This window comes from Enterobacter cloacae complex sp. ECL411, assembly GCF_021869665.1.
Classification (GTDB): domain Bacteria; phylum Pseudomonadota; class Gammaproteobacteria; order Enterobacterales; family Enterobacteriaceae; genus Enterobacter; species Enterobacter intestinihominis.
Map to the genome: position 1 here is coordinate 1,571,014 of NZ_CP091486.1, position 13,770 is coordinate 1,584,783.

Here is a 13,770-nt window from a genome sequence, read left to right on the forward strand (position 1 = left end):
GCTGTTTTTCACCCCCGCAGCGTTCCTGCGGGGTTTTTATTATGTTGAGTTGAGAGTTAAGTTTCATGGAATCCCTGACGTTACAACCTATCGCGCGGGTAGATGGCACCATTAATCTGCCTGGTTCAAAAAGTGTCTCGAACCGCGCTCTGCTGCTGGCAGCTCTGGCAAACGGCACCACCGTCCTTTCCAACCTGCTGGACAGCGATGACGTGCGCCATATGCTCAATGCACTGAAAGCGTTGGGCGTTCAGTACGCGCTGTCAGACGATCGTACCCGTTGTGAAGTCACCGGTAACGGCGGCGCATTACATTCCGCTGAAGCGCTGGAGCTTTTCCTGGGTAACGCCGGTACGGCGATGCGTCCTCTGGCCGCTGCGCTGTGTCTTGGGAGCAACGATATTGTGCTGACCGGCGAGCCGCGCATGAAAGAGCGTCCGATCGGCCACCTGGTCGATGCCCTGCGTCAGGGCGGCGCGCAGATTGATTATCTTGAGCAAGAAAATTACCCGCCACTGCGTCTGCGCGGTGGATTTACCGGGGGTAACGTTGAGGTGGACGGTAGCGTCTCCAGTCAGTTCCTGACCGCGCTGCTGATGACCGCACCGCTGGCTCCAAATGATACCGTGATTAGCATTAAAGGCGATCTGGTTTCTAAACCGTACATTGATATCACGCTGCACCTGATGAAAACCTTCGGCGTTGAGGTGGAAAACCAGTCATACCAACGCTTCGTGGTTCGCGGTGGCCAACAGTACCAGTCTCCGGGCAACTACCTGGTTGAAGGCGATGCTTCATCCGCCTCCTATTTCCTTGCCGCAGGTGCGATTAAAGGCGGTACGGTAAAAGTGACGGGTATTGGTCGCAACAGCGTGCAGGGCGACATTCGTTTTGCCGACGTGCTGGAAAAAATGGGCGCGGTTGTGACCTGGGGCGATGACTTCATCTCCTGTACGCACGGTGAGCTGAACGCCATCGACATGGACATGAACCATATTCCTGACGCGGCAATGACCATCGCCACCGCTGCGCTGTTTGCGAAAGGCACCACCACGCTGCGTAACATCTATAACTGGCGCGTAAAAGAGACTGACCGCCTGTTCGCAATGGCAACCGAGCTGCGTAAAGTGGGGGCGGTGGTAGAAGAGGGCGAAGACTACATTCGCGTCACGCCGCCGGCAAAACTGCAATTTGCAGAAATTGGCACCTACAACGATCACCGCATGGCGATGTGTTTCTCGCTGGTGGCGCTGTCAGATACGCCAGTCACCATCCTTGACCCGAAGTGCACGGCGAAAACCTTCCCGGACTACTTCGAACAGCTGGCGCGCATTAGCACCCTGGCCTGACGATCGTATGCCGCATCTCCTGATGCGGCATTTCCTTACGCTTTCTGACAGTCATCCTCTTTCATTTCTTCTACACTCTGCTTCAATCATTCCGTAATTTGCACGCAAAGGTAACAGTTGCGCACGTTGGCGCGTATAATGCGCGGCGTTCATGTAAACGGTATGCCTTAATTAAGGAGAAAAAGATGACGGCAATTGCCCCGGTAATCACCATTGATGGGCCAAGTGGCGCAGGGAAAGGTACTCTGTGCAAAGCGATGGCGGAAGCATTGCAATGGCATCTTTTAGATTCGGGAGCAATCTATCGCGTGCTGGCGCTGGCTGCGCTGCATCATCATGTAGATGTTGCGTCTGAAGAAGCGCTGGTACCGCTGGCTGCACATCTGGATGTGCGCTTTGTCTCTACTGATGGCAACCTTGAAGTGATCCTGGAAGGGGAAGATGTCAGCGGTGAAATCCGTACGCAGGAAGTGGCCAATGCGGCCTCTCAGGTGGCGGCTTTCCCACGCGTTCGTGAAGCGCTGTTACGTCGCCAGCGCGGTTTCCGCGAAGCGCCGGGGCTGATCGCCGACGGCCGCGACATGGGAACCGTGGTATTCCCTGATGCGCCAGTGAAAATTTTCCTTGACGCCTCTTCGGAAGAACGTGCTCAACGCCGCATGCTTCAGTTGCAGGAAAAGGGGTTTAGTGTTAACTTTGATCGCCTTTTATCCGAGATAAAAGAGCGCGATGACCGCGATCGTAACCGCGCCGTCGCACCACTTGTTCCCGCGCAAGACGCATTAGTGCTGGATTCAACCAGTTTAACTATTGAGCAAGTGATTGAAAAAGCGCTACAATATGCGCGCCAAAAACTGGCACTCGCGTAATCGCGACCGATTTAGCAGTACCCCCGCTGCAATGGATTGACGGCGGGTATGTGAAACAACCCCATCCGGCACGGAGCCAGGTGGACGTTAATATTAACCTGAAGATTAAACATGACTGAATCTTTTGCTCAACTGTTTGAAGAATCCTTAAAAGAAATCGAAACCCGTCCGGGTTCCATCGTTCGCGGTGTTGTTGTTGCTATCGACAAAGACGTAGTACTGGTTGACGCCGGTCTGAAATCTGAGTCCGCCATCCCGGCTGAGCAGTTCAAAAACGCCCAGGGCGAGCTGGAAATCCAGGTAGGTGACGAAGTTGACGTTGCTCTGGACGCAGTAGAAGACGGCTTCGGCGAAACCCTGCTGTCTCGTGAGAAAGCTAAACGTCACGAAGCATGGATCACGCTGGAAAAAGCTTACGAAGAAGCTGAAACTGTGGTCGGTGTTATCAACGGCAAAGTTAAAGGTGGCTTCACTGTTGAGCTGAATGGTATTCGTGCGTTCCTGCCAGGTTCTCTGGTAGACGTTCGTCCAGTCCGTGACACCCTGCACCTCGAAGGCAAAGAGCTTGAGTTCAAAGTAATCAAGCTGGACCAGAAGCGTAACAACGTTGTTGTTTCCCGTCGTGCCGTTATCGAATCCGAAAACAGCGCAGAACGCGATCAGCTGCTGGAAAACCTGCAGGAAGGCATGGAAGTCAAAGGTATCGTTAAGAACCTCACTGACTACGGCGCATTCGTTGACCTGGGCGGCGTTGATGGCCTGCTGCACATCACCGACATGGCGTGGAAACGCGTTAAGCACCCAAGCGAAATCGTGAACGTGGGCGACGAAATCACTGTTAAAGTGCTGAAGTTCGACCGCGAGCGTACTCGTGTATCCCTCGGCCTGAAACAGCTGGGCGAAGATCCATGGGTAGCTATCGCTAAGCGTTACCCAGAAGGTACTAAACTGACTGGTCGCGTTACCAACCTGACCGACTACGGCTGCTTCGTTGAAATCGAAGAAGGCGTTGAAGGCCTGGTGCACGTTTCCGAAATGGACTGGACCAACAAAAACATCCACCCATCCAAAGTTGTTAACGTTGGTGATGTAGTGGAAGTGATGGTTCTGGATATCGACGAAGAACGTCGTCGTATCTCCCTGGGCCTGAAGCAGTGCAAAAACAACCCATGGCAGCAGTTCGCGGAAACCCACAACAAGGGCGACCGTGTTGAAGGTAAAATCAAGTCTATCACTGACTTCGGTATCTTCATCGGCCTGGACGGCGGCATCGATGGCCTGGTTCACCTGTCTGACATCTCCTGGAACGTTGCAGGCGAAGAAGCAGTTCGTGAATACAAAAAAGGCGACGAAATCGCAGCAGTTGTTCTGCAGGTTGACGCAGAGCGTGAACGTATCTCCCTGGGCGTTAAACAGCTCGCAGAAGATCCGTTCAACAACTGGGTTGCACTGAACAAGAAAGGCGCAATCGTAAACGGTAAAGTGACTGCTGTTGACGCTAAAGGCGCAACCGTAGAACTGGCTGACGGCGTTGAAGGTTACCTGCGCGCTTCCGAAGCTTCACGTGACCGCGTTGAAGATGCAACTCTGGTTCTGAGCGTTGGTGACGACGTTGAAGCTAAGTTCACCGGTGTTGACCGTAAGAACCGTGCAATCAGCCTGTCTGTTCGTGCTAAAGACGAAGCTGATGAGAAAGATGCAATCGCAACTGTGAACAAACAGGAAGATGCAAACTTCTCTAACAACGCAATGGCTGAAGCTTTCAAAGCAGCTAAAGGCGAGTAAGTTCAGGTTCGCACCATCATTTGAGCTGTAACGCATTTACAGCGCGAAGGATGGAGAGCAGACTTGACAGATTGCAGGATTCGTCCTGTAATCAATAACAAAGGGCGGCTACGGCCGCCCTTGTTTAATAAGCTGTTCAGCTAATGGGTTTGAAAGGAACCGGAGGAATCATGACCAAGTCAGAATTGATTGAAAGACTTGCCAGTCAGCAACCGCATATCCCTGCCAAGGCTGTGGAAGATGCCGTTAAAGAGATGCTGGAGCATATGGCTACCACTCTTGCCCAGGGCGAGCGCATTGAAATCCGCGGTTTCGGTAGTTTTTCCCTGCACTATCGTGCACCACGTACCGGGCGTAACCCGAAGACTGGCGATAAAGTGGAGCTGGAAGGAAAGTATGTTCCGCACTTTAAGCCGGGTAAAGAACTGCGCGATCGCGCCAATATTTACGGTAACTGAGTTTAATCATCAGGGTTAAACTGAGTTTAAAGAAAGCACCTTAGGGTGCTTTTTTTGTATCCCGCCCTGCATTTCTGAATACGCGCCGCATTTAAATTTTCTCTTTGCTGTAAACGCTTAAAAACGTTGCAGCGCCCGCTGTAAATCACGCCTTTTCTGTCTGACGACGCATCAGTCCCGCCGCATAATCGCCTGAAACATGGAGGTGAAGATGGGGATCCACGTTATCAGTATGTGCGCCATTCTGGCCATAATCCCGCTCTATTGGTTACCCGTTTTGCCAGATTTGCATATTGTCTGGTTGCTGATTGCCGCAGGAGTTGCGTTATCCGTACAGAAGAGAAAATGGCTCAGGTTTTCAGGCCTCGCATTGCTTTTTATGTGCTGGGGGATCCTGGCCGCTCAGGAAAGCGTGTGGCCGATGAACCATTTAACGAAAGCACCGCAGCAGGCCGAGGTGGTTATTACCGCAACGGACGGCGCAACGATGCATCAGGGAAGGATTATCAGCCTCAATGGAGAACGCGTGTGGGCTGCCATGGGCGTGTCACTCTACGGCAACTACCTGCCTCAAAATGTCTGCGTGGGTCAACGCTGGGCGATGACCCTGCGGCTCAGGGCGGTACACGGAGAACTCAACGATGGCGGCTATGATTCGCAGAAAAACGCCTTTGCCCGACACCAGACGCTGAGCGGACGGTTTACCCATGCGGAGATTATCGACGCACGCTGTAGCCTGCGTTCGCAATACCTGACATCACTACAGAATACGCTTTCAGCATATCAGTGGGGGCCCGTGATCCTGGGGCTGGGGATGGGGGAGCGGCTATCGGTCTCGCGGGAGATAAAAAACCTGATGCGTGAGACCGGAACGATGCATCTGATGGCAATCTCGGGATTGCATATTGCGCTGGCCGCTTCTGTCATCTGGTTTCTGGCGCGGGGGATCCAGTTCTTCCTGCCGGGCCGCTGGATTATCTGGCAAATCCCCTTGCTGGCAGGTCTGCTTTTTGCCGCGTTTTACGCATGGCTAACGGGATTGCAGCCGCCCGCGCTGCGTACGGTTATGGCGCTTGTGGTACTGGCTGCATTAAAAATGAGTGGTCGCCAGTGGTCGCCCTGGCAGGTATGGCTTACCTGCGTGGCGGCGATCCTGTTTTTCGATCCGCTGGCGGTACTGTCACAAAGCCTGGCGTTGTCAGCGTTTGCGGTCGCCGCGCTTATTTTTTGGTATCAGTGGTTGCCTCTCCCGCACTGGCAACGTGGCCGGTGCCTGCGGCCGCTGGTTACGCTGTTGTATTTGCAGGTTGGAATGCTGCTGCTTCTGTTGCCGCTTCAGGTACTGATTTTCCATGGTTTCAGTCTCTCCTCGCTGGTGGCGAATCTGTTTGCTGTTCCTCTGGTAACGTTTATCTCAGTTCCACTGATCCTGCTCGGCATGTTTCTGCATCTGTTTCCGGTGGCGACGCTGGAAAGTATCGTCTGGCTGGCAGCCGATAAATCTCTGGCAGGACTTTTCTGGCTATTGATGCGTTTACCGAATGGCTGGCAGGACGTGGATGAACGCTGGCAATGCCTGACGTTACTGCCGTGGCTGCTGATCATTGGCTGGCGATTCAGGGCCTTCAGCGCAGTACCCGCAGTCTGTCTGGCAGGCAGCGTGGTGATGGCATTTCCCCTCTGGCACAGGATTAAAACTGACAGCTGGTCGCTGCATATGCTGGATGTAGGGCAAGGGCTGGCGATGGTCATTGAGCGTCACGGGAAGGCCATTCTGTATGACACCGGGCTGGCATGGCCCGGTGGGGACAGCGCGCAGCAGCTGATTATTCCCTGGCTACGCTGGCATCATCTGAGGCCGGAAGGGGTGATCCTGAGCCATGAACATCTCGACCACGCGGGGGGACTGACATCGCTAAAAGCTGCCTGGCCTGCAATGTGGATCAGAAGCCCCTTAGCCTGGACCGGACATCTTCCGTGCTTTCGTGGACAGCGATGGCAGTGGCATGGGTTAACGTTCTCCGTGCACTGGCCACCCGAAAACACCCCGGAGAAAGGTAACAACCGCTCCTGCGTGGTAAAAATCGATGACGGCGAACAGAGCGTTTTACTGACCGGAGATATTGAAGCGCAGGCAGAACTGGCAATGTTGAGCCACCGCTGGCGTCAACTTGCGGCTACACTGATTCAGGTGCCGAATCATGGGAGTAACACGTCATCTTCAACACCGCTGCTACAGCGCGTGGAGGGGCAGGTTTCGCTGGCCTCGATGGCCCGCTATAACGCGTGGCGTTTCCCTTCCATCAAAGTAGTCAGGCGCTATCGAACTGAGGGATATCTCTGGCTTGATACCCCGCAGTCCGGACAGATAACTGTGACGTTTTCGCACCAAAGTCGGCAAATTCGCCGCTTACGTGAACACTATTTACCGCGTTGGTATCATCAGTGGTTTGGCGCGCCCGTAGATAACGGGTAGAATATGCGGCTATTTCAACAAATGCTGGTTTTTTGAATGCATAACGACAAAGATCTCTCCACGTGGCAAACGTTCCGCCGGCTCTGGCCGATGATTGCACCTTTCAAAGCAGGCTTGATCGTGGCGGGCGTAGCGTTAATCCTCAACGCAGCCAGCGATACGTTTATGTTATCGCTTCTCAAACCGTTACTGGATGACGGTTTTGGTAAAACGGATCGTTCAGTGCTGCTATGGATGCCGCTGGTGGTTATTGGGCTGATGATCTTACGCGGAATCTCCAGCTATGTATCCAGCTACTGCATCTCCTGGGTATCCGGTAAAGTGGTGATGACCATGCGCCGTCGGTTATTCAGCCATATGATGGGGATGCCAGTCTCATTCTTTGACAAACAGTCAACCGGTACCCTGCTGTCGCGTATTACCTACGATTCAGAGCAGGTGGCGTCGTCCTCTTCCAGCGCACTGATTACCGTTGTGCGTGAAGGCGCATCCATCATCGGTCTTTTTGCGATGATGTTCTATTACAGCTGGCAACTGTCGCTGATCCTTATTGTGCTGGCGCCGATTGTCTCCATCGCGATCCGCGTGGTATCAAAGCGTTTTCGCAACATCAGTAAAAATATGCAGAATACGATGGGGCAGGTGACTACCAGCGCCGAGCAGATGCTGAAAGGCCACAAGGAAGTGTTGATCTTCGGCGGTCAGGAAGTCGAAACCAAACGCTTTGACAAGGTCAGCAACAGAATGCGCCTGCAAGGGATGAAAATGGTATCGGCCTCGTCGATTTCCGATCCGATCATTCAGCTGATTGCCTCTTTGGCCCTGGCCTTCGTCCTGTATGCAGCAAGCTTCCCGAGCGTCATGGAAACCCTGACTGCGGGTACCATTACCGTGGTGTTCTCATCCATGATTGCGCTGATGCGTCCGCTGAAATCGCTGACTAACGTCAACGCCCAGTTCCAGCGCGGGATGGCAGCCTGTCAGACGCTGTTCAGCATCCTCGATTCCGAACAAGAAAAAGATGAAGGTACACGCGTGATAGAGCGCGCTAAAGGTGACCTGGAATTCCGCAACGTGACCTTTACCTATCCAGGCCGTGAAGTGCCGGCGCTGCGTGATATCAGCCTGTCCATCCCGGCGGGTAAGACCGTTGCACTGGTCGGTCGTTCCGGTTCGGGCAAGTCGACTATTGCCAGCCTGATTACCCGTTTCTACGATATCGACCAGGGCGAAATCCTGCTTGATGGTCACGACCTGCGGGAATATACCCTACAGTCGTTGCGTAACCAGGTCGCGCTGGTTTCGCAGAACGTGCATCTGTTCAACGATACGGTGGCGAACAACATTGCGTATGCCCGTACCGAAGAGTACAGCCGTGAAGAGATCGAGAATGCGGCGCGTATGGCCTATGCGATGGACTTCATTAACAAAATGGATAACGGTCTGGATACGATCATTGGCGAAAACGGGGTGCTGCTCTCCGGTGGTCAGCGTCAACGTATCGCGATTGCCCGAGCGCTGCTGCGCAACAGCCCGATTCTGATCCTCGATGAAGCAACGTCCGCACTGGATACGGAATCTGAACGCGCTATCCAGTCGGCTCTGGATGAATTACAGAAAAACCGTACCTCGCTGGTTATCGCGCACCGTCTGTCGACCATCGAACAGGCTGACGAAATCGTGGTGGTGGAAGACGGCGTTATCGTTGAACGCGGCAGCCATGCGAACCTGCTGGAACAACGTGGTGTATACGCGCAGCTTCATAAAATGCAGTTCGGTCAATGATTGCACGTATCTGGTCGGGTGAATCCCCTCTGTGGGTGCTGCTTCTCCCGCTCTCCTGGCTGTATGGCCTGGTGAGCGGTGCTATTCGTCTGCTTTATCGCCTCGGGATCAAGCGCGCCTGGCGCGCACCGGTACCGGTAGTGGTGGTCGGCAACCTGACGGCGGGTGGAAACGGCAAAACGCCGGTGGTGATCTGGCTGGTAGAACAGCTTCAGAAGCGCGGTATCCGCCCGGGAGTTGTCTCACGCGGTTACGGTGGTAAAGCGGCGCAGTATCCACTGGTGCTGAGCCCAGCTACGACAACCGCTGAAGCCGGTGATGAGCCGGTACTGATTTACCAACGTACTGGCGCGCCGGTTGCGGTATCGCCGGTGCGCAGTGATGCCGTAAAGGCACTGCTTGCAGAGCATGACGTACAAATCATAATTACCGATGATGGTTTGCAGCATTACGCGCTGGCGCGTGACAAAGAGATCGTGGTTATTGACGGCGTGCGGCGTTTTGGCAACGGCTGGTGGCTTCCAGCCGGTCCAATGCGTGAGCGTGCGTCGCGCCTGAAGAGCGTCGATGCCGTGATTGTGAACGGTGGTGAAGCCAGAGCGAGTGAGATCCCGATGCATCTTCGTCCCGGAAAGGCAGTGAATATGCTGACCGGCGAGCGTAAAGACGTCGCGTTACTGGATCATCTGATTGCGATGGCCGGGATTGGTCATCCGCCGCGTTTCTTCGCGACGCTGGAGCAGTGCGGCGCGCGGCTGGAGAAACGGGTACCGCTGGCCGATCACCAGGCGCTGGTTGCCGAAGAGGTTGAGAGGCTGGCCGCACCGGGCCAGACGCTGATCATGACGGAAAAAGACGCGGTAAAATGCCGGGCCTTTGCGAAAGAAAACTGGTGGTATCTGCCGGTTGATGCTGAACTCAGCGGCGAACAGCCGGAACATTTGCTCAAGGAACTGCTCGCGTTAGTGCAGTAACTTCTACGTGGTTCCGGTAGCGCTTTGACTGACAGGAAAACGCATGTCTCTACCGCAACTCTCACTTGCAGCCGCACGCAACCTGCATCTTGCCGCCCAGGGGCTTCTGAAGAAGTCCCGCCGCCGCGCGCAGCCAGCTGATATCCTCTCTACCGTGCAACGCATGTCGTTGCTGCAAATCGACACCATTAACATCGTGGCGCGTAGCCCGTATCTGGTCCTGTTTAGCCGCCTGGGAAACTATCCTCCGCAGTGGCTGGATAATGCGCTAAGTCAGGGCGAACTGATGGAATACTGGGCGCATGAAGCCTGTTTTCTCCCGCGCAGCGATTTTGCACTGGTGCGTCACCGAATGCTCGCCCCGGACAAAATGGGCTGGAAATACCGCCAGGAGTGGATGGCGGAACACGCGGATGAAATAGAACAACTGATTGCCCATATTCAGGAAAACGGTCCGGTACGCTCTGCGGATTTTGAACACCCGCGAAAAGGCGCAAGCGGATGGTGGGAGTGGAAACCGCACAAACGCCATCTTGAAGGGCTGTTTACGTCGGGCAAAGTGATGGTGGTCGAGCGCCGCAACTTTCAGCGCGTCTATGACCTCACGCACCGCGTTATGCCTCACTGGGACGATACGCGTGACCTGCTGTCTCAGGACGCAGCCGAAGCCATCATGCTCGGGAACAGCGCCCGCAGCCTGGGCATATTCCGCCCACAGTGGCTGGCGGATTATTATCGCCTGCGTCAGCCGCAGCTAAAACCGCTGCTGGAAACGTGGCAGCGTGAACAGCGCGTGATGCAGGTCTCGGTTGAGTCGTTAGGTGAAATGTGGCTGCATGCGGATTTGTTCCCTCTGCTGGCGCAGGCGCAAGAGGGCAAACTCCAGGCGACCCACAGTGCCGTGCTCTCGCCATTCGACCCCGTAGTCTGGGACAGAAAGCGGGCCGAACAGCTGTTTGATTTCAGCTACCGTCTGGAATGCTACACCCCGGCGCAAAAGCGTCAGTACGGTTATTTTGTTTTGCCGTTGCTTCATAAAGGGCAGCTTGTCGGGCGCATGGACGCTAAAATGCACCGTAAAACCGGCACGCTTGAAATTATCGCGCTCTGGCTGGAAGAGGGCATAAAAGTCACGGCTGGCCTGGAAAAAGGGCTAACGTCTGCGCTCAGTGAATTTGCGCGCTGGCAGGGGGCGTATGAAATTGTACTCGGTCGCGTGCCTGCGGGGCTGTTTACGACCTGTCGAGGTGGCTGGGAAACAGGCACTCCCTGAAAAAAGAATGTGGTAAGCTTTAGCAATTACCCATACGGAGGAACTATGGATCACCGTTTACTTGAAATTATTGCCTGCCCGGTGTGCAACGGCAAACTGTATTACAGCCAGGATAAACAAGAGCTGATTTGCAAGCTGGACAGCCTGGCGTTCCCGCTGCGTGACGGTATTCCGGTCCTGCTGGAAAATGAAGCCCGTTCCCTGGTGGCAGAAGAGATCAAACCATGAGTTTTGTTGTCATTATCCCTGCGCGTTATGCTTCAACGCGCCTGCCAGGTAAACCGCTGGTGGATATCAACGGTAAACCGATGATTGTGCATGTCCTTGAACGGGCACGCGAATCGGGCGCCGGACGCGTCATCGTCGCCACCGATCACCCGGATGTCGCGCGAGCGGTTGAGGCCGCGGGTGGGGAAGTGTGCATGACCCGTGCCGACCACCAGTCTGGCACCGAGCGCCTGGCGGAAGTCGTCGAAAAATGCGGTTTCAGTGACGAGACGGTGATTGTGAACGTGCAGGGCGATGAGCCGATGATCCCGGCGGCTATTATCCGTCAGGTGGCCGACAACCTGGCCCAGCGTAAGGTTGGCATGGCGACCCTCGCGGTGCCGATTCACCACGCTGAAGAGGCGTTCAATCCGAATGCGGTGAAAGTGGTCATGGACGCAGAGGGCTACGCGCTCTATTTCTCCCGCGCCACCATTCCGTGGGATCGCGATCGTTTCGCGCAATCGAAAGAGACGATCGGCGAAACCTTCCTGCGCCACATCGGTATTTACGGCTACCGCGCCGGCTTTATTCGTCGCTATGTCGCCTGGGCACCAAGCCCGCTTGAGCATATCGAAATGCTCGAACAGCTTCGCGTGCTGTGGTACGGCGAGAAAATTCACGTTGCGGTTGCCCAGGAAGTCCCTGGTACCGGCGTGGATACGCCTGAAGATCTCGATCGCGTACGCGTCGAATTGCGTTAATTCGCTGCCATCCCCTCGTTCTGGGGGGATGTTCTCTACCTTTTCTTTTTCATTATTGATCTCGACCGGGTGACATCCGGGGTTCGCGCGCTCATTATAAAAGCAGTAGTCTTAATGGGGGTAATCTCATATGGAACAGCTGCGTGCTGAACTCAGCCATCTCCTTGGCGAAAAGCTAAGCCGGGTGGAATGCGTGAATGAAAAGGCCGATACCGCACTCTGGTCGTTGTACGACAGTCAGGGAAACCCCATGCCGCTGATGGCCAGAAGTTTTACCTCGCCGGGCGTCGCCAGACAGCTGGCCTGGAAAATGTCGATGCTGGCGCGGGAAGGGACTGTCCGTATGCCGACGGTCTACGGCGTGATGACCCATGAGGAGCATCCCGGCCCGGATGTTCTGCTTATTGAACGTTTACGCGGGGTTTCTGTTGAAGCTCCGACGCGTACACCGGAGCGCTGGGAACAGCTGAAAGATCAGATTGTCGAGGCTCTGCTTGCCTGGCATCGGCAGGACAGCCGGGGTCTTGTTGGCGCGGTAGACAGCACCCAGGAAAACCTGTGGCCGCTATGGTATCGCCAGCGTGTCGAAGTGCTCTGGGGCACGCTGAACCAGTTCAACAACACCGGTTTAACGATGCAGGACAAACGTATTCTGTTCCGCACCCGGGAATGTCTTCCGACGCTGTTTGAGGGTTTTAACGACAACTGCGTGCTGGTTCACGGCAACTTCACGCTGCGCAGTATGCTTAAAGACTCGCGCAGCGATCAGCTTCTGGCAATGGTCGGGCCGGGGATCATGCTCTGGGCGCCGCGCGAGTACGAACTGTTCAGGCTGAGCGAGGGCGGGGCGGCGGAAGATTTGCTCTGGCACTATCTTCAGCGCGCCCCCGTTGCGGAGGCCTTTCTCTGGCGACGCTGGCTCTATCTTCTCTGGGATGAGGTGGCGCAACTGGTCAACACCGGGCGCTTTAATCGGGCCAGTTTCGATCTGGCCGCAAAATCACTCCTGCCCTGGCTTGCCTGACGAACCCTTAAGCCACTGCCACAGGCGGCCAAGCGTCTCGTAACCGACGCGGTCGCTGTGCATCAGCCATACCGGGGACGGGATTATCCGTTCCCACGGGTTGAGCGGGGCGTCAATGGCCAGCTGGTTTGCCGGAGCAGGAAGCGGATGCAGGCCCTGATTCTCAAAGAAAATCATTGCGCGCGGCAGGTGAGAAGCAGAGGTCACCAGCAGGAACGGCACATCACCGATGGCTTGTTTCACCGCAGCAGCTTCTTCTTCGGTATCTTTTGGGCTATCCAGCGTGATGATGGCGGAACGTGGTACGCCAAGCGATTCAGCCACTCTTGCCCCTGCTTCAGCGGTACTTACCGGGTTGGTTTTTGCCGCAGCGCCCGTGAAGATCATCTTCGATCCCGGATTGGCCAGCCACAGGCGGATCCCCTCGTTCAGACGCGGCAGACTGTTGTTGATCAGGTTCGAGCTGGGCGCCCAGTTCGGATCCCAGGTATACCCGCCGCCCAGCACCACGATATAGCCCACCTTCTGTTTTCCCTGCCATGTAGGGTAGGTGTTTTCAATCGGGCGTAACAAACCGTCAGCGACCGGTTGCAGGCTGAGTAATAGCAGCGCCAGCCAGCCCACGGTGACGAGGGATTTACCGCTTTTCTGAAAGCGGCTAAACCATATCAATGCCAGCCCCAGCGCGATGAGAAGCAACAGCAGGGGAAGGGGAAGCATCATGCCTCCGATATATTTTTTTAGGGTAAAAAGCATCCTTTTTGGTTCCTTTTTTAACCATACAGCAGGCGATTGCCCGTGATATT

12 protein-coding genes are annotated in these 13,770 nt (G+C 55.1%); 11 read left to right on the forward strand and 1 reads right to left on the reverse strand.

Annotation, left to right across the window (positions count from 1 at the left end; translation table 11 throughout):
• Nucleotides 1-65: 65 nt before the first annotated feature.
• From aroA to L3069_RS07470, 11 genes are all read left to right on the forward strand, one after another.
• On the forward strand, nt 66-1,349 hold the full coding sequence (aroA, locus tag L3069_RS07420) for a 3-phosphoshikimate 1-carboxyvinyltransferase (protein WP_038415776.1): 1,284 nt from the start codon (nt 66-68) through the stop codon (nt 1,347-1,349).
• A 185-nt stretch (nt 1,350-1,534) separates the two neighbouring features.
• Nucleotides 1,535-2,218, forward strand: coding sequence for a (d)CMP kinase (gene cmk, locus L3069_RS07425; protein ID WP_015570968.1), 684 nt, complete (start codon nt 1,535-1,537; stop codon nt 2,216-2,218).
• Nucleotides 2,219-2,329: 111 nt separating this feature from the next.
• Nucleotides 2,330-4,003, forward strand: coding sequence for a 30S ribosomal protein S1 (gene rpsA / locus L3069_RS07430; RefSeq protein WP_003858235.1), 1,674 nt, complete (start codon nt 2,330-2,332; stop codon nt 4,001-4,003).
• A gap of 170 nt (nt 4,004-4,173) precedes the next feature.
• Nucleotides 4,174-4,461 carry an integration host factor subunit beta gene (gene ihfB / locus L3069_RS07435; RefSeq protein WP_003858233.1) on the forward strand — a complete coding sequence of 96 codons (288 nt, stop codon included), beginning with the start codon at nt 4,174-4,176 and terminating at the stop codon, nt 4,459-4,461.
• A 211-nt stretch (nt 4,462-4,672) separates the two neighbouring features.
• Nucleotides 4,673-6,937 carry a ComEC family protein gene (locus L3069_RS07440; RefSeq protein WP_063135895.1) on the forward strand — a complete coding sequence of 755 codons (2,265 nt, stop codon included), beginning with the start codon at nt 4,673-4,675 and terminating at the stop codon, nt 6,935-6,937.
• 36 nt (nt 6,938-6,973) lie between these two features.
• A complete protein-coding gene (gene msbA / locus L3069_RS07445; RefSeq protein WP_038415778.1) occupies nt 6,974-8,722 on the forward strand; it encodes a lipid A ABC transporter ATP-binding protein/permease MsbA in 1,749 nt (582 codons plus the stop codon).
• Entirely contained in the window at nt 8,719-9,696 is a 978-nt protein-coding gene (gene lpxK, locus L3069_RS07450; RefSeq protein WP_038415779.1) for a tetraacyldisaccharide 4'-kinase, read from the forward strand. The genes msbA and lpxK overlap by 4 nt, the downstream gene beginning before the upstream one ends.
• 43 nt (nt 9,697-9,739) lie before the next feature.
• Nucleotides 9,740-10,969, forward strand: a complete 1,230-nt coding sequence (locus L3069_RS07455) for a winged helix-turn-helix domain-containing protein (RefSeq protein WP_038415780.1) — start codon at nt 9,740-9,742, stop codon at nt 10,967-10,969.
• Between the two features lie 45 nt (nt 10,970-11,014).
• Nucleotides 11,015-11,197, forward strand: coding sequence for a protein YcaR (gene ycaR / locus L3069_RS07460; RefSeq protein WP_003858220.1), 183 nt, complete (start codon nt 11,015-11,017; stop codon nt 11,195-11,197).
• Complete coding sequence (kdsB, locus tag L3069_RS07465; protein WP_023299728.1) at nt 11,194-11,940, forward strand: 3-deoxy-manno-octulosonate cytidylyltransferase; 747 nt, start codon at nt 11,194-11,196, stop codon at nt 11,938-11,940. The genes ycaR and kdsB overlap by 4 nt, the downstream gene beginning before the upstream one ends.
• Nucleotides 11,941-12,070: 130 nt before the next feature.
• Nucleotides 12,071-12,964, forward strand: coding sequence for a YcbJ family phosphotransferase (locus L3069_RS07470; RefSeq protein WP_003858216.1), 894 nt, complete (start codon nt 12,071-12,073; stop codon nt 12,962-12,964).
• Here the strand turns inward: L3069_RS07470 and elyC are convergent.
• On the reverse strand, nt 12,941-13,720 hold the full coding sequence (elyC, locus tag L3069_RS07475; protein ID WP_022647634.1) for an envelope biogenesis factor ElyC: 780 nt from the start codon (nt 13,718-13,720) through the stop codon (nt 12,941-12,943). The genes L3069_RS07470 and elyC overlap by 24 nt on opposite strands.
• Nucleotides 13,721-13,770 lie beyond the last annotated feature (50 nt).

Bases quoted from the DNA above. Each gene is read 5' to 3' on its own strand.
- aroA (WP_038415776.1), top strand. From the start codon at position 66: ATGGAATCCCTGACGTTACAACCTATCGCGCGGGTAGATGGCACCATT.
- cmk (WP_015570968.1), top strand. From the start codon at position 1,535: ATGACGGCAATTGCCCCGGTAATCACCATTGATGGGCCAAGTGGCGCA.
- rpsA (WP_003858235.1), top strand. From the start codon at position 2,330: ATGACTGAATCTTTTGCTCAACTGTTTGAAGAATCCTTAAAAGAAATC.
- ihfB (WP_003858233.1), top strand. From the start codon at position 4,174: ATGACCAAGTCAGAATTGATTGAAAGACTTGCCAGTCAGCAACCGCAT.
- L3069_RS07440 (WP_063135895.1), top strand. From the start codon at position 4,673: ATGGGGATCCACGTTATCAGTATGTGCGCCATTCTGGCCATAATCCCG.
- msbA (WP_038415778.1), top strand. From the start codon at position 6,974: ATGCATAACGACAAAGATCTCTCCACGTGGCAAACGTTCCGCCGGCTC.
- lpxK (WP_038415779.1), top strand. From the start codon at position 8,719: ATGATTGCACGTATCTGGTCGGGTGAATCCCCTCTGTGGGTGCTGCTT.
- L3069_RS07455 (WP_038415780.1), top strand. From the start codon at position 9,740: ATGTCTCTACCGCAACTCTCACTTGCAGCCGCACGCAACCTGCATCTT.
- ycaR (WP_003858220.1), top strand. From the start codon at position 11,015: ATGGATCACCGTTTACTTGAAATTATTGCCTGCCCGGTGTGCAACGGC.
- kdsB (WP_023299728.1), top strand. From the start codon at position 11,194: ATGAGTTTTGTTGTCATTATCCCTGCGCGTTATGCTTCAACGCGCCTG.
- L3069_RS07470 (WP_003858216.1), top strand. From the start codon at position 12,071: ATGGAACAGCTGCGTGCTGAACTCAGCCATCTCCTTGGCGAAAAGCTA.
- elyC (WP_022647634.1), bottom strand. From the start codon at position 13,720: ATGCTTTTTACCCTAAAAAAATATATCGGAGGCATGATGCTTCCCCTT.